This is a genomic window from Streptomyces venezuelae (assembly GCF_008642335.1).
GTDB classification, from domain to species: domain Bacteria; phylum Actinomycetota; class Actinomycetes; order Streptomycetales; family Streptomycetaceae; genus Streptomyces; species Streptomyces venezuelae_F.
The window spans coordinates 1,959,803-1,976,658 of the sequence record NZ_CP029191.1 but is presented as its reverse complement, the minus strand read 5'-3'; the positions used below and the strand labels follow the sequence as shown (position 1 = coordinate 1,976,658).

At 72.8% G+C, this 16,856-nt stretch carries 21 protein-coding genes; 17 read left to right on the top strand and 4 right to left on the bottom strand.

The annotated features are described in order from the left end of the window. Positions 1-32: 32 nt before the first annotated feature. The 3 genes from DEJ49_RS08855 to DEJ49_RS08845 all read right to left on the bottom strand — a co-directional run bounded on the left by DEJ49_RS08855 (position 33) and on the right by DEJ49_RS08845 (position 3,482). Positions 33-779 carry an LON peptidase substrate-binding domain-containing protein gene (locus DEJ49_RS08855; RefSeq protein WP_150183614.1) on the bottom strand — a complete coding sequence of 249 codons (747 nt, stop codon included), beginning with the start codon at positions 777-779 and terminating at the stop codon, positions 33-35. A gap of 2 nt (positions 780-781) precedes the next feature. After that, positions 782-1,753, bottom strand: coding sequence for a hypothetical protein (locus DEJ49_RS08850; RefSeq protein WP_150188118.1), 972 nt, complete (start codon positions 1,751-1,753; stop codon positions 782-784). 214 nt (positions 1,754-1,967) lie between these two features. Then, positions 1,968-3,482 carry an oxidoreductase gene (locus tag DEJ49_RS08845; RefSeq protein ID WP_223833170.1) on the bottom strand — a complete coding sequence of 505 codons (1,515 nt, stop codon included), beginning with the start codon at positions 3,480-3,482 and terminating at the stop codon, positions 1,968-1,970. A gap of 232 nt (positions 3,483-3,714) precedes the next feature. Here DEJ49_RS08845 and hisD point away from each other — a divergent pair, with 232 nt between their 5' ends. The 10 genes from hisD to DEJ49_RS08800 all read left to right on the top strand — a co-directional run bounded on the left by hisD (position 3,715) and on the right by DEJ49_RS08800 (position 11,432). Next, positions 3,715-5,073, top strand: coding sequence for a histidinol dehydrogenase (gene hisD, locus DEJ49_RS08840; protein ID WP_150183612.1), 1,359 nt, complete (start codon positions 3,715-3,717; stop codon positions 5,071-5,073). Continuing rightward, positions 5,070-6,179, top strand: a complete 1,110-nt coding sequence (locus tag DEJ49_RS08835) for a histidinol-phosphate transaminase (RefSeq protein ID WP_150183611.1) — start codon at positions 5,070-5,072, stop codon at positions 6,177-6,179. Before hisD ends, DEJ49_RS08835 begins: the two co-directional genes overlap by 4 nt. Next, a complete protein-coding gene (gene hisB / locus DEJ49_RS08830; RefSeq protein ID WP_150183610.1) occupies positions 6,176-6,778 on the top strand; it encodes an imidazoleglycerol-phosphate dehydratase HisB in 603 nt (200 codons plus the stop codon). Before DEJ49_RS08835 ends, hisB begins: the two co-directional genes overlap by 4 nt. A gap of 3 nt (positions 6,779-6,781) precedes the next feature. Continuing rightward, on the top strand, positions 6,782-6,946 hold the full coding sequence (locus DEJ49_RS35900; RefSeq protein ID WP_055527442.1) for a hypothetical protein: 165 nt from the start codon (positions 6,782-6,784) through the stop codon (positions 6,944-6,946). A gap of 16 nt (positions 6,947-6,962) precedes the next feature. Then, positions 6,963-7,604: an imidazole glycerol phosphate synthase subunit HisH gene (gene hisH / locus DEJ49_RS08825; RefSeq protein WP_150183609.1), complete on the top strand. Its 642-nt coding sequence runs from the start codon at positions 6,963-6,965 to the stop codon at positions 7,602-7,604. Beyond that, complete coding sequence (gene priA / locus DEJ49_RS08820) at positions 7,601-8,326, top strand: bifunctional 1-(5-phosphoribosyl)-5-((5-phosphoribosylamino)methylideneamino)imidazole-4-carboxamide isomerase/phosphoribosylanthranilate isomerase PriA (protein WP_055563288.1); 726 nt, start codon at positions 7,601-7,603, stop codon at positions 8,324-8,326. The genes hisH and priA overlap by 4 nt, the downstream gene beginning before the upstream one ends. Continuing rightward, positions 8,323-8,718 (top strand): RidA family protein, encoded by a 396-nt coding sequence (locus DEJ49_RS08815; RefSeq protein WP_150183608.1) that lies wholly within the window; start codon positions 8,323-8,325, stop codon positions 8,716-8,718. The genes priA and DEJ49_RS08815 overlap by 4 nt, the downstream gene beginning before the upstream one ends. Continuing rightward, positions 8,715-9,470, top strand: coding sequence for an imidazole glycerol phosphate synthase subunit HisF (hisF, locus tag DEJ49_RS08810; protein WP_150166749.1), 756 nt, complete (start codon positions 8,715-8,717; stop codon positions 9,468-9,470). Before DEJ49_RS08815 ends, hisF begins: the two co-directional genes overlap by 4 nt. Before the next feature lie 124 nt (positions 9,471-9,594). Then, a complete protein-coding gene (locus tag DEJ49_RS08805) occupies positions 9,595-10,176 on the top strand; it encodes an ArsR/SmtB family transcription factor (RefSeq protein ID WP_150183607.1) in 582 nt (193 codons plus the stop codon). Positions 10,177-10,187: 11 nt separating this feature from the next. Continuing rightward, on the top strand, positions 10,188-11,432 hold the full coding sequence (locus tag DEJ49_RS08800) for an MFS transporter (protein WP_150183606.1): 1,245 nt from the start codon (positions 10,188-10,190) through the stop codon (positions 11,430-11,432). Between the two features lie 26 nt (positions 11,433-11,458). Here the strand turns inward: DEJ49_RS08800 and DEJ49_RS08795 are convergent, their stop codons facing one another. After that, a complete protein-coding gene (locus DEJ49_RS08795; RefSeq protein ID WP_150183605.1) occupies positions 11,459-12,094 on the bottom strand; it encodes a TIGR03085 family metal-binding protein in 636 nt (211 codons plus the stop codon). A gap of 81 nt (positions 12,095-12,175) precedes the next feature. Here DEJ49_RS08795 and hisI point away from each other — a divergent pair, with 81 nt between their 5' ends. The 7 genes from hisI (at position 12,176) to trpM (ending at position 16,798) form a co-directional block, all read left to right on the top strand. After that, complete coding sequence (hisI, locus tag DEJ49_RS08790) at positions 12,176-12,571, top strand: phosphoribosyl-AMP cyclohydrolase (protein WP_150183604.1); 396 nt, start codon at positions 12,176-12,178, stop codon at positions 12,569-12,571. A gap of 11 nt (positions 12,572-12,582) precedes the next feature. Beyond that, a complete protein-coding gene (locus DEJ49_RS08785; RefSeq protein WP_150183603.1) occupies positions 12,583-14,091 on the top strand; it encodes an anthranilate synthase component I in 1,509 nt (502 codons plus the stop codon). Positions 14,092-14,098: 7 nt separating this feature from the next. Then, positions 14,099-14,746, top strand: a complete 648-nt coding sequence (locus tag DEJ49_RS08780) for a TIGR02234 family membrane protein (protein ID WP_150183602.1) — start codon at positions 14,099-14,101, stop codon at positions 14,744-14,746. 109 nt (positions 14,747-14,855) lie between these two features. Next, the gene (locus DEJ49_RS08775; protein WP_150183601.1) at positions 14,856-15,080 is read left to right on the top strand and encodes an HGxxPAAW family protein; all 225 of its coding nucleotides are present in this window, start codon (positions 14,856-14,858) and stop codon (positions 15,078-15,080) included. Positions 15,081-15,253: 173 nt separating this feature from the next. Beyond that, the gene (locus DEJ49_RS08770; RefSeq protein ID WP_223832775.1) at positions 15,254-15,679 is read left to right on the top strand and encodes a DUF2752 domain-containing protein; all 426 of its coding nucleotides are present in this window, start codon (positions 15,254-15,256) and stop codon (positions 15,677-15,679) included. A gap of 139 nt (positions 15,680-15,818) precedes the next feature. After that, positions 15,819-16,628: an indole-3-glycerol phosphate synthase TrpC gene (gene trpC / locus DEJ49_RS08765; protein WP_150166735.1), complete on the top strand. Its 810-nt coding sequence runs from the start codon at positions 15,819-15,821 to the stop codon at positions 16,626-16,628. Positions 16,629-16,636: 8 nt separating this feature from the next. After that, entirely contained in the window at positions 16,637-16,798 is a 162-nt protein-coding gene (trpM, locus tag DEJ49_RS36955; RefSeq protein WP_411757145.1) for a tryptophan biosynthesis modulator TrpM, read from the top strand. The last annotated feature ends 58 nt before the right edge of the window (positions 16,799-16,856 follow it).

Sequence of the window (16,856 nt, the reverse complement as noted above, 5' to 3'; positions counted from 1 at the left end):
GTCGGTTCACGGACAGGCCCTGAGGCCCCGCGTCAGTTGAGGCTCGTCGTCCCGCGCGTCAGGTCCGTCGCGGGCAGCGAGGGCAGGTTACGGATGATCGCGGTCTCGGAGCGCAGCAGGGTCAGCTCGTCCCGCAGCCGCGACGCCGTGTCCCGCGCCTCCAGGAGCCGCTGCTTCGTGCCGGTGTCCAGGACGGCCGCCGCGGCGACCAGGTACGAGACGACGGACGGGTCGTCGGGCAGCTCGGCGCCCGTCGACAGCGACCGCTCCCGGGCCCCGGCCAGCCGCTTCTGGTAGGAGCGGAAGGCGCGCAGGACACCCTCGGCGAGCGTGCCCGCGCCCTCGCCGGACTCCTCGGGCACCTCCTCGACCTCGGCGGTGAGGAAGGGCCCCGAGGCGTCGACCGAGGTGATGCGCACCCGGGTCGTGCCCGTCGCGAGGACCTCGAAGCCGCCGTCGTCGCGCTCCCTGATCGTCGCGGCGTCCGCCACGCACCCCATGGTGTGGAACGCCTTGATCGGATCGTCGCCGAACCCCGCGGCGGGCCCGAGCTCGGGCAGCGCCGTCTGGTCGGGGAGGCCCGGCGCGCTCGGCGCCACCTCCTGGCCGTCGCGGATCGCGACGACGGCGAACTGGCGCTGCTCCTCCTCGGGGGTCTTGAGCAGCTCGCGCATCATGGCGCGATATCGCTCCTCGAAGACGTTCAGCGGCAGCACGAGGCCGGGGAACAGCACCGAGTTGAGCGGAAAGAGCGGAAGCCGGGTGGTCACGACCGGCAAGCCTAATGGTCGCCGGAGCGGTCGCGTCCCCGCGGACCGCGCAGCGGAGTCCGTGATGCCACTTCGATGCGCACGCCGTCGCGCAGCTCCAGGAACTGGCCGAGCGGATCGTCCGCCATCCGGTCCCAGGGGAACGACGTCGCGTAGGGCCCGATCAGGCGCAGCTGCTCCAGGGCGTCGTCCCACCGCTCCAGGCGGACCAGGACGTAGGTGAGGAGATTGCGGACCTCGGCGGGCCACGGGTCCCCGGCGGCGTACTCCCGCGACAGGGCGATCGCGAGGTCGGCCGCCGCGTCCAGGCGCTCGCGCGGCAGGTTCCCCGAGGGGCTCGTCAGATAGGCGAAGGCGGCCCGCGCCGGTAGGACCTGTATCAGCGAGCCGGGCAGCGCGTCGCCCGCGGCGCGCTCGGCGAAGTCGAAGCACTCGCGGTGCGAGCCGTACCAGGCCGCCGACAGGTACTGCAGGGCCGAGGCGTGGCAGCCGTAGTGGTACGAGGAGCGGCGCACCGCCTCCTCCCACAGCTGCTCGAACACGGTGTGCGAGGCGTGCGTGCCGCGGGCGTGGTCGAGGGCGATCCGCCACGGCACCGGGTCGCGCGGGTCGGCCTCGGCGGCCGCGGTGAGCAGCGGGCCCGACTCGCGCAGGAGTTCGGCGCGGGCCGGCGACTCCCAGCCGCGCACCACCGCGAGCTCGGCCTTGACGAGCAGGGCGTCCGGGTCGTGCGGGGACGCGCCGAGCCAGTCGTCGAACCACTCGGGGCGGGAGCGGGCGAAGGCGGCGAGCCGCGTGGTGTAGCGGTCGCGGTTCTCCCACTCGGCGGCCTCGCGGGTGGTCGCGAGGAGCTTCGAGGCCGGGCCGTAGTCACCGCGTCCGGCGGCGACGAGGGCGGGGGCAAGCCGCTCGTCGGGCACGTCGAGGAGCACCTCGTCGTCCGGCGGGAGGCCGTCGGCGAGCCGCGGGGTGTGCCGGACCATGCGGGCGGTACGGATGAAGGCACGCAGCACCGTGCCCTCCTTTGCGCATCGACCGGCGCCGCTCGCGCGGACGCACCGGTCACCGTTGTGGTTGTTCGTCGGTCGCAGGGATGACGGCCCACGGCGGGGGATGGTTGCCCGCGGTTGCGTAACGGTTCGGCCGAAGGCCACGGGTTCCGGCCGCCGAGGGGGACCTCGGAGGCGGCCGGAGGGCTCAGCTGCGGCGCAGGAGGCGGGTGGCGCCGGCTGCCACCGTGGTCGCCAGGATCCAGCCGAGCAGGATCAGCGCGGTCGAGAACCACTGCCAGCCGCCGTTCAGCTGCCAGTAGGTGTCCTGCCCGAGGTTGATGACGGGCAGCAGCAGGTCGAGGGAGAACAGGGCGGGGTTCCAATTCGGGTGCTCGCCCGGCTTGATCGCCGGATGCTCGGCGCGCGAGAACGCCACCGCGCTGACCGCCCACAGCACGGCCATCCAGACCGCGGCCCGCCCCGGCCGGTAGCCGTAGGCGACGGTCCAGTCCTGCGCGTAGCCCCAGAGCTTCGCCGCAAGGGGGAGGGTCTCGCGGCGCCGCCGCTGCTTGGCGAGGAGCACCTCGCGGGCGTCGGCGTCCTCGCCGCCGTTGCGCAGGACGGTGGCGAGCTTCTCGTACGGCTCGGGGTTGTACTCGGCGGTCGCGGCCATCACCCAGTCGAGCCGCCGGGAGAGCGGGAAGCTGCCCTGCGGCACGAGGTTCTCGTACGTGAAACCGCCCATCTGCAGGCCGCCGGGCCCCGGCCAGCTCGACGCCCGGTCGATGAGGTTGACGACCCGGGCGCCGGACAGGACGACCTTCCCGGCGCGCGGCGCCTCGCCGAGGAAGCGGAGCTCCGGCGTCTGGACGCGGCGCAGCGAGATCTCCTGGTCGTTCTGGAGCGTGAGGCGGGCGTGCGCGAAGTCGATGGCGTCGCCGAAGCGGCCGTCGTCGAGGCGGATGCCGCCCTCGCACTCGAAGCGCTGGACGCGGGTGCCGCGGGCGGGTGTGGTGCCGCTGGTCTGCGGGGGATTGCCGACGGCGGCCGGGGTCAGGTACAGGGTGCGCTCGACGGTCATCTGCGGGGCGTTCAGCGCGTGCCTGCCGTACTGGTTCACCAGCCTGCTGCCGCGCAGGCTCAGGGACACGCCGATCTTCGCGCCGCGCAGGCTCAGCTCGCCGTGCGACTCCATCATCTCGGCCTGGAGGTCCTGGCCGACGGTGAGGCCGTCGCCGGTGATGGAGTGGCTGCGCCGGTCGCGGTAGACCACGGCCTGGTTCAGGAGCAGGTCGGTGCCGATGTGGGCGTCGGTGAGGCGGATGCCGTTGTGGATGCGGCAGCGCGGCAGGTGCAGATCGCCCTCGGTGTGCAGCCGGGCCGCCTCGACGCGCGGGATCGAGCAGTCGACGAGCCGCAGCGTGGCGAAGCGGGCCTCGGGAAGGAGGACCTCCTTCTCGAAGCGGCAGTGCTTCATCTCGGTATACGGGACGACCGTGCCGCCCGCGAGGTCGAGCGGATCGGTGATCTGCACGCCCGCCAGCTTCAGGGACGAGACGCGGCCCGCGAGCGCCGGCGGGCCGTCGAGCAGCAGCCAGCACACGATGCGGGCCCGCACGCTCCGCTCGGGGCCCCAGGGGTGCCCGCCGTGCGGATCGTCGACGGCCGGATCGCCCGATCTCAGGTCGTACACACTGCCGTTGCGGAAGGCCTGCCACATGCCGATCTCCGCGGCGGTCAGCCCGTCCGGCGGATCCCCGGTGCCGGCGTCGTCGACCACTCCTGATGCCCTCCGTCCTGCGGCGCACGTCTCTCGTACACCTGTTTCATGCCCGTTCGGCGACCGGCTGAAAGCCAGCGAGACCCTAGTGGTCAACGGGGTGCCGCGGGGTTCATATCAGCCAGTGATACGCGCGTCCGGCCTCGAATGAAGGTCTGAGAGAATTGGCCGTGTGATCTCTCGAATCGATCTGCGCGGCGATGCCCTCACGGAGTTTCCGTCGGGTCCCGCCCTGCGCGCCCTGCTGCCCCGTGCCGACTTCGACGTCGCGGCCGCCCTGGAGAAGGTGCGGCCCATCTGCGAGGACGTGCATCATCGTGGCGACGCGGCCCTGATCGACTACGCGGAGAAGTTCGACGGCGTGCGCCTGGACCAGGTCCGCGTCCCCGCCGCCGCCCTCACCGAGGCCCTCGAAGGACTCGACCCGGCCGTGCGCGCGGCCCTGGAGGAGTCCATCCGCCGCGCCCGCACCGTCCACCGCGAGCAGCGCCGCGCCCCGCACACCACGCAGGTCGTCCCCGGCGGCACCGTCACCGAGAAGTGGGTGCCCGTCGAGCGCGTCGGGCTCTACGCACCGGGCGGCCGGTCCGTCTACCCCTCCTCCGTGATCATGAACGCCGTCCCGGCGCAGGAGGCCGGCGTCGAGTCGATGGCGCTCGCATCCCCGCCGCAGGCCGACTTCGGTGGCCTTCCGCACCCGACGATCCTCGCCGCCTGCGCGCTCCTCGGCATCGACGAGGTGTACGCGGTCGGCGGCGCCCAGGCCGTCGCGATGTTCGCGTACGGCACCGAGACCTGCGCCCCCGCCAACATGGTCACAGGACCCGGCAACATCTGGGTCGCGGCCGCCAAGCGCTACTTCACCGGACGCATCGGCATCGACACCGAGGCGGGCCCGACCGAGATCGCCGTCCTCGCCGACGACACCGCCGACCCGGCGCACGTCGCGTCCGACCTGATCAGCCAGGCCGAGCACGACCCGCTCGCGGCCGCCGTCCTCGTCACGGACTCCCTCGCGCTCGCCGACGCGGTCGAGAAGGAGCTGGCGCCGCAGGTCGCCGCCACCAAGCACGTCGAGGACCGCATCGTCCCCGCGCTGCGCGGGCGCCAGTCCGCGATCGTCCTGGTCGACGGCCTGGAGGAAGGCCTCAAGGTCGTCGACGCGTACGGCGCGGAGCACCTGGAGATCCAGACCGATGACGCGGCCGCCGTCGCGGGGCGCGTCAAGAACGCCGGCGCGATCTTCGTCGGCCCCTGGGCGCCCGTCTCCCTCGGCGACTACTGCGCGGGCTCCAACCACGTCCTGCCCACCGGCGGCTGCGCCTGCCACTCCTCGGGGCTCAGCGTCCAGTCGTTCCTGCGCGGCATCCACATCGTCGACTACACCCGCGAGGCCCTCGCCGACGTCGCGCACCACGTCGTGACGCTCGCCGAGGCGGAGGACCTGCCCGCGCACGGCGCGGCGGTCAAGGCGCGTTTTGCCGAAGGCGAACCAGGCTGGCACAGCGGATGGAAGGTGCCGACCACGTGAACGTCCGGATCGACGACCTGCCCGTGCGCGACGAGCTGCGCGGCAAGTCCCCCTACGGCGCACCCCAGCTCGACGTGCCCGTACGCCTCAACACCAACGAGAACCCCTACCCGCTGCCCGAGCCCCTGGTCGAGCGCATCGCCGAGCGGGTCCGCGAGGCCGCCCGCGACCTCAACCGCTACCCCGACCGGGACGCCGTCGAGCTGCGCACCGAGCTCGCCCGCTACCTCACCCGCACCGGCGGGCACGAGGTGACGCGCGCCCACGTGTGGGCGGCCAACGGCTCCAACGAAGTCATCCAGCAGCTCCTGCAGACCTTCGGCGGGCCGGGCCGCACGGCCATCGGCTTCGAGCCCTCGTACTCGATGCACGGCCTCATCGCCCGCGGCACCGGCACCGGCTGGATCTCGGGGCCGCGCCACGACGACTTCACCATCGACGTCGACGCGGCCGCCAAGGCCATCGCCGAGCACCGCCCCGACGTCGTCTTCATCACCACGCCCAACAACCCCACCGGCAACGCCGTCCCGGCCGACGCCGTCCTCGCCCTGTACGAGGCGGCGCAGGCCGCGAAGCCGTCGATCGTCGTCATCGACGAGGCGTACGTGGAGTTCAGCCACGGCGACTCGCTGCTCCCGCTGATCGAGGGGCGGCCGCACCTCGTCGTCTCCCGCACCATGTCGAAGGCCTTTGGCGCGGCGGGGCTGCGCCTGGGCTACCTCGCCGCCGACCCGGCGGTCGTCGACGCGGTGCAGCTCGTACGCCTGCCCTACCACCTGTCGGCCGTCACCCAGGCCACCGCGCTGGCCGCTCTGGAGCACACCGACACGCTCCTGAAGTACGTCGAGCAGCTCAAGGGCGAGCGCGACCGCATCGTCACGGAGCTGCGCGCGACGGGGTACGAAGTGACCGACTCCGACGCCAACTTCGTGCAGTTCGGGCGGTTCGCCGACTCCCATGAGGTGTGGCAGCAGATCCTCGACCGGGGTGTCCTGGTGCGGGACAACGGCGTGCCGGGATGGCTGCGCGTGTCCACCGGGACCCCCGAAGAAAACGACGCGTTCCTCGATGCGGTACGCGAACTCAAGAAGGAGCAGAGCGCATGACCCGCGAAAGCCGCGTCGGAAGAATCGAGCGGACCACCAAGGAGACCTCCGTCGTCGTCGAGATCGACCTCGACGGCACCGGCAAGGTCGACGTGTCGACCGGGGTCGGCTTCTACGACCACATGCTCGACCAGCTCGGCCGCCACGGCCTCTTCGACCTGACGGTCAAGACCGACGGCGACCTGCACATCGACTCGCACCACACCATCGAGGACACCGCGCTCGCCCTCGGCGCCGCCTTCAAGCAGGCGCTCGGCGACAAGGTCGGCATCTACCGCTTCGGCAACTGCACCGTCCCGCTGGACGAGTCGCTCGCCCAGGTGACCGTCGACCTGTCCGGCCGCCCGTACCTCGTGCACACCGAGCCCGAGAACATGGCGCCCATGATCGGCGCGTACGACACGACGATGACCCGGCACATCCTGGAGTCCTTCGTCGCGCAGGCCCAGATCGCGCTGCACGTCCACGTGCCGTACGGACGCAACGCCCACCACATCGTGGAGTGCCAGTTCAAGGCCCTGGCCCGCGCCCTGCGGTACGCCTCCGAGCGCGACCCGCGCGCCGAGGGCATCCTTCCTTCCACGAAGGGCGCGCTGTAACCCATGACCGGGCTCAACACCATCCTCATCGTCGTCGGTCTCTTCCTGATCGGCGGCATCATCTCCTTCGTCAAGCAGGGCATGCCCAAGAGCCTCATCACGCTGCTCTCCATCGCCGCCGTGATGTGTCTGGCCGCGGGCATCCTCCGCCTCGACTACTGGAACTGACGGGAGGCGTACGGACATGAGCACTCCCAAGAAGGTCGTCGTCTTCGACTACGGCTTCGGCAACGTGCGCTCCGCCGAGCGCGCCCTCGCGCGCGCGGGCGCCGACGTCGAGATCACCCGCGACTACGACAGGGCCATGAACGCCGACGGCCTGCTCGTCCCCGGCGTCGGCGCCTTCGCCGCCTGCATGCAGGGGCTGAAGGAGGCGCGCGGCGACTGGATCGTGGGCCGCCGCCTGTCCGGCGGGCGCCCCGTCATGGGCATCTGCGTCGGCATGCAGATCCTCTTCGCGCGCGGCATCGAGCACGGCGTGGAGACCGAGGGCCTCGACGAGTGGCCCGGCACGGTCGAGCCGCTGAGGGCCGAGATCGTGCCGCACATGGGCTGGAACACGGTCCAGGCGTCGGCGGGCTCCCCGCTCTTCAAGGACCTGGACGACGAGGCGCGCTTCTACTTCGTGCACTCCTACGCGGTTCACGACTGGTCCCTGGAGGTCGCGAACCCGGCGATGCGCGCCCCCTACGTGCACTGGTCCACGCACGGCGAGCCCTTCGTGGCGGCCGTCGAGAACGGCGCCCTGAGCGCCACCCAGTTCCACCCCGAGAAGTCCGGCGACGCCGGCGCCCAGCTCCTCACCAACTGGATCGGAACCCTGTGAGCACCCTCGAACTCCTTCCCGCCGTCGACGTCCGCGACGGCCAGGCCGTACGCCTCGTCCACGGCGAGTCCGGCACGGAGACCTCCTACGGCTCCCCGCTGGAGGCCGCCCTCGCCTGGCAGCGGTCGGGCGCCGAGTGGCTGCACCTGGTCGACCTGGACGCCGCGTTCGGCACCGGCGACAACCGCGCCCTGATCGCCGAGGTCGCGGGCGCCATGGACATCAAGGTGGAACTCTCCGGCGGCATCCGCGACGACGCCTCGCTGGCCGCGGCGCTCGCCACCGGCTGCACCCGCGTCAACCTGGGCACGGCCGCCCTGGAGACCCCGGAGTGGGTCGCCAAGGTCATCGCCGAGCACGGCGACAAGATCGCGGTCGGTCTCGACGTACGCGGCACGACGCTGCGCGGCCGCGGCTGGACGCGCGACGGCGGCGACCTCTACGAGACCCTGGAGCGCCTGAACGCCGAGGGCTGCGCGCGGTACGTGGTCACGGACATCGCCAAGGACGGCACGCTGCAGGGCCCCAACCTGGAGCTCCTGAAGAACGTCTGCGCGGCGACGGACCGCCCGGTGGTGGCCTCCGGTGGCGTCTCGTCCCTCGACGACCTGCGCGCCATCGCCGAGCTCGTCCCGCAGGGCGTCGAGGGCTCCATCGTCGGCAAGGCGCTGTACGCGAAGGCGTTCACGCTGGAGGAAGCGCTGGAGGCCGTGTCGCGATGACCGAGGTGCGACGAGTGCAGAGCGGCAGCCCCTGGGAGGAGGCGTTCGGCTTCGCCCGCGCCGTCCAGGCGGGCGACCGGATCGTGGTCGGCGGCACCACCTCCTTCAAGGGTGATGTCCTGTACGGCGAGGGCGACCCCTACGAACAGACGCGGGTCGCCATCGGCAACGCGCTGGAGGCGATGGGCGAGCTCGGCGCCGGAGCCGAGTCCGTGATCCGCGTCCGCATATTCCTGACCCACGCGCGCGACGTCGACGAGGTGGGCCGCGCCCACAAGGAGGTCTTCGACTCCGTGCGTCCGGTGATGACCATGGCGGTCGTCTCCGGCTTCGTCGACCCGCGCATCCTGGTCGAAGTGGAACTGGAAGCCTTCCGAGGAGCCCCCGCATGACGCTCGCGGTACGCGTGATCCCCTGCCTCGACGTGGACAACGGCCGCGTCGTCAAGGGCGTCAACTTCCAGAACCTGCGCGACGCGGGCGACCCCGTCGAGATGGCCAAGGTGTACGACGCCGAGGGCGCCGACGAGCTCACCTTCCTGGACATCACCGCGTCGTCCGGCAACCGCGAGACGACGTACGACGTGGTCCGCCGCACCGCCGAGCAGGTCTTCATCCCGCTCACGGTGGGCGGCGGCGTCCGCACGGCCGAGGACGTCGACAAGCTGCTGCGCGCGGGTGCGGACAAGGTCGGCGTCAACACGGCGGCGATCGCGCGCCCCGAGCTGATCCGCGAGATCGCGGAGCGGTTCGGCCGCCAGGTGCTCGTGCTCTCCGTGGACGCGCGGCGCACGCCGTCCGGGTCCTTCGAGGTCACCACCCACGGCGGGCGCAAGTCCGCGGGGATCGACGCGGTCGAGTGGGCGCACCGGGCCGCGGAGCTCGGCGCGGGGGAGATCCTGCTCAACTCGATGGACGCGGACGGCACGAAGGACGGCTACGACATCGAGATGATCTCGGCGGTACGCAAGCACGTGACCGTGCCCGTGATCGCCTCCGGTGGCGCGGGCCGCCTGGAGCACTTCCCGCCGGCCGTCGCGGCGGGCGCGGACGCGGTGCTCGCGGCGTCGGTCTTCCACTTCGGCGATCTGCGGATCGGCGAGGTCAAGGAGACGCTGCGGGGGGCGGGCCACCCGGTCCGCTAGCGGTTCGTTTCTGACTGGTCCCGGTTGCCCGGTGGGGTGGCCGGGGCTTTTTCATGTTCAGATACGAAGGGAAAGTTGCGCAATATTTGTTGTGCAACTTTTCTTTCGTATCTACGGTGGGGGTATGGAGAACCGTCGCCGGATCACGGATCTGGGCACTCTGAAGGCCTTCGGCAACCCCCTGCGCATGAAGCTCTACAGCACGCTGCGCGTGGGCGGCCCCGCGACCGCCTCGCACCTCGCCGCACAGGTCGACGAGGCCGTCTCGCTCGTCAGCTACCACCTGCGCAAGCTCGCCGAGCACGGCCTCATCGAGGAGGCCGACGTCCAGAGCGAGGACGCGCGGGAGCGGTGGTGGCAGGCCGCACAGGACACGCTCAGCTTCCGCCACGAGGACTTCAAGGACACGCCCGAGGGGGCGGCCACCCACGCGGCCGTCATCCGCGGCCTGATCGCGCACCGCAGGGAGCAGTACGAGACGTACCTCGACCAGCAGGCGGCCTGGGGCGCCGAGTGGCGCAGGGCGGCCGACCAGTCCGACTTCCTCGCCCGCCTCAACCCCGCCGAACTGACGGCCCTGAACGCCGAGATCTCCGCCCTCGTGCAGACGTACACGGAACGCGGCAAGGCCGCCGAGGCCGCAGGGGACACCGAGGGCCGCGAGAACGTCGCCGTCCACCTGGCCAGCTTCCCGTTCCGGCTCTGAGAGGCCACGCCATGACCACCACGGCCGCCCCCGTCGCCGCACCGGCCCGCCCCGCCCACCGCGACCCCAACGTCCTGCGCTGGCTCGGTGCCTACACCACGTCCATGGTCGGTGACGGGATCTACTTCGTCGCGCTGTCCTGGGCCGCGGCCCGCGGCGGCAGCCCCGGACAGGCCGGTCTCGTCCTCGCCGTCGGAGCCGTGCCGCGCGCCGTGCTCATGCTCGGCGGGGGAGTCGTCGCCGACCGACTCGGCCCCCGCCGCGTCGTGATCGGCAGCGACGCCGTCCGCTGCGCCGTGCTCCTCGCGGCCGCCCTGCTGCTCCTCGTCGCCTCGCCCGGCATCTGGCTGCTCGCCTGCCTCGCCCTCGTCTTCGGCGCCGTCGACGCCCTGTTCCTGCCGAGCGTGGGCGCGCTGCCGCCCCGCATCACCGCGCCCGACCAGCTGGGACGGGTCCAGGGCATGCGGGGCCTCGCGCAGCGCGTCGCCACCGTCGTCGCGGCGCCCCTCGGCGGCCTCGCCGTGGCGCTCGGCGGGCCCGCGGCCGCGTTCGCCGTCGGCGGCGCGCTGTTCGTCGTCTCGCTGGGGCTGCTGGCCGCCGTACGGCTGCGTCCGCTGCCCGCCGACGACGCCGCCGCGCGCGGCGGCTCGCCCGTGCGGCAGCTCGCCGACGGGCTGCGGTACATCCGCGGGCACCGGCTCCTCGCGCCGCTGACGCTCGTCGCGGCGGTGACGGAGCTGGGCTTCGCAGGGCCCGCCAACATCGGCCTGGTGCTCCTCGCCGACCGGCGCGGCTGGGGCGCGTCGGGGATGGGCTGGATCATCGCGGGGTTCGGCGTCGGCGCGGGGCTCGCCGCCCTCCTGCTCGCCGTACGCGGACGGATACCCCGGGCCGGGGCGGTGCTGTCCGCGGGCGTCATCGCCGGCGCGGTCGCCCTGGGCTGCATCGGCTTCGCGCCCTCGGTCGCGGCGGCCACCGCCGCAGGACTCTGCGTGGGGCTGTGCACCGGGCTCGGCGGCGCCCTCGTCGCGGCACTGATGCAGACCGCCGCCGACCCCGCCTATCTGGGGCGCGTCACCTCCGTCGCCACCCTGTTCACCATGGGCGTCGCACCGCTCTGCTACCCGGTCGTCGGCGCGGCGATCGGGGCGTGGGGCGTCGAGCCGGTGTACGCCGTGTGCGCCGCGCTCAGCGCGACGGGCGGCGTCATCGGCCTCTGCTCACGCACCCTGCGCCGCGCCGAACTCCCGCGCTGAGCGGTGCGGTTCGAGGCGAGCACGGCTCACAGACCCAGCTGCTTCGAATCGTGCAGCGTGGCGATCGCCTGCTTGTCGCCGTCCAGCGCCACGTCCGCCACCTCCTGCCTGCCGTACACGTACAGCAGCAGCTCGGACGGCTCACCCGTCACCGTCACCACCGGCGCACCCCGGTGCGCCACCACCGTCTGGCCGTCCGGGCGGCGCAGCACAAGCCCCACCGGGGCCTTGCGGCCCACCAGGCGGGCCGAGCGCTCCAGGCGGGACCAGAGGGTGTCCGCGAAGACCGGGTCCAGCTCGCGGGGCGTCCAGTCGGGCCGGGCGCGGCGCACGTCCTCCGTGTGGATGTAGAACTCGACGGCGTTCGACAGCTCGTCGATCTGCTTGAGGGAGAAGGGCGAGAACCGCGGCGGTCCCGTACGGATCAGCTGGATCAGTTCCTCGTACGGCTTCGCGGCGAACTCGGCCTGCACCCGCTCCAGGCGCGGCGCGAGCTGCTTGATCAGGAGCCCGCCCGCCGCGTCCGCGCGGCGCTCGCGCACCACCACGTGGGCCGCGAGGTCCCGCGTCCGCCAGCCCTCGCACAAAGTGGGCGCCTCCGGGCCCTCGGCCTCCAACAGATCGGCAAGGAGAAGTCGTTCACGCTTCGCATGGGTCGACATACGGCCACCCTACGACCGGCCACACGGTCCGGACAGTGGACGCCGCCGGGGACGGCCCGCCCGGCGCGGCACAATGGGCCCATGACCAGCGTGCCCCCGCCCAGCAGCAGCCTCGACCCGGACATCGCCGCGCGCCTCAGGCGCAGCGCCGACGGGCTCGTCCCCGCCATCGCCCAGCAGTACGACACCGGTGAGGTGCTCATGCTCGGCTGGATGGACGACGAGGCGCTGCACCGCACCCTCACCACGGGCCGCTGCACCTACTGGTCGCGCAGCCGCCAGGAGTACTGGGTCAAGGGCGACACCTCGGGACACTTCCAGTACGTCAAGGAGGTCGCGCTCGACTGCGACGCGGACACCGTCCTCGTCCAGGTCGACCAGATCGGCGCCGCCTGCCACACCGGCACCCGCACCTGCTTCGACACCGACGTGCTGCCCGTGCGGTCCGTGCCCGGCGAGCCCGCCCCCGGTCAGTAGGGTCGGCTGCCATGGACCTCGAGACCTTCCGCAAGCTGGCGTCCGACCGCCGCGTCATCCCCGTCAGCCGCAAACTCCTCGCGGACGGCGACACCCCCGTCGGCCTCTACCGCAAACTCGCCGCCGAACGCCCCGGCACGTTCCTCCTGGAATCCGCGGAGAACGGGCGCTCGTGGTCTCGCTACTCCTTCGTCGGCGTCCGCAGCGCCGCCGCCCTCACCGTCCGCGACGGCGAGGCCCACTGGCTCGGCACCCCGCCCGTCGGCGTGCCCACCACCGGCGACCCGCTCGCAGCGCTGCGCGCCACCATCGGGATACTGCACACCCCCCGCGACGTCGTCAGCGCCCACGGCCTGCCGCCCTTCACCGGCGGCATGGTCGGCTACCTCGGCTACGACATCGTGCGCCGCCTGGAGAAGATCGGCCCGGGGGAGCGGGACGACCTGCGGCTCCCCGAGCTGACCATGCTCCTCACCAGCGACCTCGCCGTCCTCGACCACTGGGACGGCTCGGTGCTCCTGATCGCCAACGCGATCAACCACAACGACCTGGAGACGGGCGTCGACGACGCGTACGCCGACGCGGTCGCCCGGCTCGACGCCATGGAGGCCGACCTCTCCCGGCCCGTCTCCCAGCCCCCCGCCGCCCTGCCGCCCTCCGAGCTCCCCGAGTACACCGCCCTGTGGGGCGGCGCGCAGTACCAGGAGGCCGTCGAGGACATCAAGGAGCGCATCCGGGCCGGCGAGGCCTTCCAGGTCGTGCCCTCGCAGCGCTTCGAGACCCCCTGCACGGCGAGCGCGCTGGACGTCTACCGCGTCCTGCGCGCCACCAACCCGTCGCCGTACATGTACCTCTTCCGCTTCGACGGGTTCGACGTCGTGGGCTCCTCGCCCGAGGCCCTCGTCAAGGTCGAGGACGGCCGCGCCATGGTCCACCCCATCGCGGGCACCCGGCACCGCGGCGCCACCCCGCAGGAGGACCAGGCCCTCGCCGACGAACTGCTCGCCGACCCCAAGGAGCGCGCCGAGCACCTGATGCTCGTCGACCTCGGCCGCAACGACCTGGGCCGGGTCTGCGAGCCGGGCTCCGTCGAGGTCGTCGACTTCATGTCGATCGAGAAGTACTCCCACGTCATGCACATCGTGTCGACGGTCACCGGCCAGGTCGCCCAGGGCCGCATCGCCTTCGACGTGCTCACCGCCTGCTTCCCCGCGGGCACCCTCTCCGGCGCGCCCAAGCCCCGCGCCATGCAGATCATCGACGAGCTGGAGCCGTCCCGCCGGGGGCTCTACGGCGGCTGCGTCGGCTACCTCGACTTCGCGGGCGACTCCGACACCGCCATCGCCATCCGCACCGCCCTGCTCCGCGACGGCACGGCATACGTGCAGGCCGGAGCCGGAGTCGTCGCCGACTCCGACCCCGTCGCCGAGGACACCGAGTGCCGCAACAAGGCCGCCGCGGTGCTCCGCGCCATCCACACGGCGAACCGATTGCACGACCGTTCGAGCGGTGAGGGATAGTGGACAGGTGACTTCTGCCGTACCTCCGCCCCGTACCGAGGACACGTCCGAGAGCCCGGCCCAGCGCAGCAGCAGACGCAGCATCGCCGCCGCGCTGCTGCTGGGCGCCGTCGGCGCGGCCCTCGCGCTGCTCGCGTCCCGCCAGGCCTGGGCCCACGGCACCGCGTCGGTGGCCGGCGGCGAGCTGCCGCTGACCGCCACGGGCAGCGACGTCACGGGCGTGCCCGCGGCCCTCGCGATAGTGGGCCTCGCCGCCCTCGTCGCGGTCTTCGCGGTCCGCCGCGCCGGCCGCTTCCTCGTCTCCCTGCTGCTCACCTCGAGCGGCGCCGGCATCGTGGCCGCGGCCCTCCTCGGCGCCGAGGACAGCGACGCGCTCGACGAGAAGGCCGCCACCGCCTCCGGCGACGCCGCCACCACCATCGGCGACCTGTCGCACACCGGCTGGCCCTACGCCGCGGCCGCCGCCGGCGCGCTGATATTCCTCGCCGGCCTCCTCGCCCTCACCTACGGCCGCTCGTGGCCCGCCATGTCGGGGCGCTACGAACGCGACGGCACGCCGAGCCCCCGCAAGGCACGCCGCGCCCCGGACCCGGAACGGCCCGAGGAGCTGTGGAAGGCCCTCGACCGCGGCGAGGACCCGACGCACGGAACATGACCCCCCGCGCTCGGGGCATACGCGCGAGTACGGGACAATGACAGTGAGCGTCCGCAGCGCGACGGGCTCCCCAGCGACCGCCGCGCACACAGCAACAAGGAGCACTTTCATGGCGCACGGCCACGGACACACCCCGGCTGCCTGGACCGGTTCCATCATCGCCTTCGTCGGCTTCTGCGTCGCGGGCGTCTTCATGGTGATGGCCAACGTGCCCGGCTTCTGGGCCGGCATGGCGATCATCGCCATCGGTGCCCTCGTGGGCGGCGCCATGCGCCTCGCGGGCCTCGGCCAGGAGAAGCGTCCGCACCGCCAGACGGCGAGCGCCCGGAGCTGACCCCGCCGTACGAGCCGTGCGAGCCGTACGAGGAGTGTGACGAGAGGCGGGTCCGGCAGGTGCCGGGGCCGCCTCTTCTCGTCCGAGCGGGTGCGGACTCACTGCAGGGCTCCCCGCCGGACCCCCGGCCGGGCCACCGGGCGACGCGCCCGGCCGCGCGGCACAATGCACGGGTGACCGCCGAACCCGAGGGCGCCGCGCCCGCCGCCCTGACCCGCCTGCTCGTCCCCGCGGGACTGCTCGCCTCGGTCGCCGGAGCCTTCGCCTACGTCGGCGCCGTCGACCCCAACGAACCCGGCCACTACCCCGCCTGCCCGCTGCTGCGCCTCACCGGCATCTACTGCCCCGGCTGCGGCGGTCTGCGCAGCGCGCACGCCTTCGTCCACGGCGACCTCACGGCGGCCCTCGGCGCCAACGCGCTCGCCGTCGCCGGGTACGTCCTCTTCGCCGCCGTGTGGACCGTGTGGGTGGCCGCGGCGGTGCGCGGGCGGCCGTTGCGGATCACGTTGGGGCCGGTGCAGCTGTGGGGTCTGGGCGCCCTCATCGCCGTTTTCACCGTGGCGCGCAATCTGCCGTTCGGGTCATGGCTGCACCCCTGAAACCGCAGGCAGCGGCCCCAGGGCCTGTCCAGGTCGTGGGACGGGCGTCAACCGGATGCGGGCCCTTCGCCCTCCTGCGGATACCATCGCAATCACCAGCTTGAACGTCAGCTCAACCGTCAGGAAGGGGGCCGCTCGCGTGAGTGTGCTCGACGAGATCATCGACGGAGTCCGTGCCGACCTCGCGGAGCGGCAGGCACGCGTCAGCCTCGACGAGCTCAAGGAGCGTGCGGCCAAGGCTCCCGCGGCCAAGGACGGCGCGGCGGCCCTGCGCGGCGACGGCGTCAAGGTCATCTGCGAGGTGAAGCGCTCCAGCCCCTCCAAGGGCGCGCTCGCCGCGATCGCCGACCCGGCGGGTCTCGCCGCGGACTACGAAGCGGGCGGCGCCGCCGTCATCTCCGTGCTCACCGAGGAGCGCCGCTTCGGAGGTTCGCTCGCCGACCTGGAGGCCGTCCGCGCCAAGGTCGACATCCCGGTGCTGCGCAAGGACTTCATCGTCACCTCGTACCAGCTGTGGGAGGCCAGGGCGTACGGCGCCGACCTCGCCCTGCTGATCGTGGCCGCCCTGGAGCAGCCCGCCCTGGAGTCCCTCATCGAGCGCGCCGAGTCGATCGGCCTCACGCCGATCGTCGAGGTCCACGACGAGGACGAGGCCGAGCGCGCCGTCGACGCGGGCGCCCGGGTCATCGGCGTCAACAACCGCGACCTGAAGACCCTCAAGGTCGACCGCTCCACCTTCGAGCGCGTCGCCCCCGAGCTGCCGGACGGCGTCGTGAAGATCGCCGAGTCCGGTGTGCGCGGCCCGCACGACCTCATCGCGTTCGCCAACGCGGGCGCCGACGCGGTGCTCGTGGGCGAGTCCCTGGTCACCGGCCGCGACCCGAAGGGCGCGGTCGCCGACCTCGTCGCCGCGGGCACGCACCCGGCGCTCCGGCACGGACGGAGCTGACCCTCCCCATGTCGATCGCCGCCCGCCTCGCACCCGGCTGCCGCCCCCGCGGCTGCCGGGCGCCCGCGCGGCGCGTGCGGGGCCGGCGAGTGCGGTACCACATCGGCTCGGAGCCGGGCCAGATCCCCGGGATGCGATGGCGACGGCGCCCTGAGCGCCGACAGAGCTGAGGGCGCCCCTTCAGGGGCGCGGGGAACTGCGCGACCGGCCCACGCCGGGCGATGGTCG

Bases quoted from the DNA above. Each gene is read 5' to 3' on its own strand.
- hisH (WP_150183609.1), top strand. From the start codon at position 6,963: ATGAGCACTCCCAAGAAGGTCGTCGTCTTCGACTACGGCTTCGGCAAC.
- DEJ49_RS08795 (WP_150183605.1), bottom strand. From the start codon at position 12,094: ATGTCGACCCATGCGAAGCGTGAACGACTTCTCCTTGCCGATCTGTTG.
- DEJ49_RS35900 (WP_055527442.1), top strand. From the start codon at position 6,782: ATGACCGGGCTCAACACCATCCTCATCGTCGTCGGTCTCTTCCTGATC.
- DEJ49_RS08815 (WP_150183608.1), top strand. From the start codon at position 8,323: ATGACCGAGGTGCGACGAGTGCAGAGCGGCAGCCCCTGGGAGGAGGCG.
- DEJ49_RS08805 (WP_150183607.1), top strand. From the start codon at position 9,595: ATGGAGAACCGTCGCCGGATCACGGATCTGGGCACTCTGAAGGCCTTC.
- DEJ49_RS08775 (WP_150183601.1), top strand. From the start codon at position 14,856: ATGGCGCACGGCCACGGACACACCCCGGCTGCCTGGACCGGTTCCATC.
- hisI (WP_150183604.1), top strand. From the start codon at position 12,176: ATGACCAGCGTGCCCCCGCCCAGCAGCAGCCTCGACCCGGACATCGCC.
- DEJ49_RS08845 (WP_223833170.1), bottom strand. From the start codon at position 3,482: ATGTGGCAGGCCTTCCGCAACGGCAGTGTGTACGACCTGAGATCGGGC.
- DEJ49_RS08850 (WP_150188118.1), bottom strand. From the start codon at position 1,753: ATGGTCCGGCACACCCCGCGGCTCGCCGACGGCCTCCCGCCGGACGAC.
- hisF (WP_150166749.1), top strand. From the start codon at position 8,715: ATGACGCTCGCGGTACGCGTGATCCCCTGCCTCGACGTGGACAACGGC.
- DEJ49_RS08785 (WP_150183603.1), top strand. From the start codon at position 12,583: ATGGACCTCGAGACCTTCCGCAAGCTGGCGTCCGACCGCCGCGTCATC.
- DEJ49_RS08800 (WP_150183606.1), top strand. From the start codon at position 10,188: ATGACCACCACGGCCGCCCCCGTCGCCGCACCGGCCCGCCCCGCCCAC.
- trpM (WP_411757145.1), top strand. From the start codon at position 16,637: ATGTCGATCGCCGCCCGCCTCGCACCCGGCTGCCGCCCCCGCGGCTGC.
- hisB (WP_150183610.1), top strand. From the start codon at position 6,176: ATGACCCGCGAAAGCCGCGTCGGAAGAATCGAGCGGACCACCAAGGAG.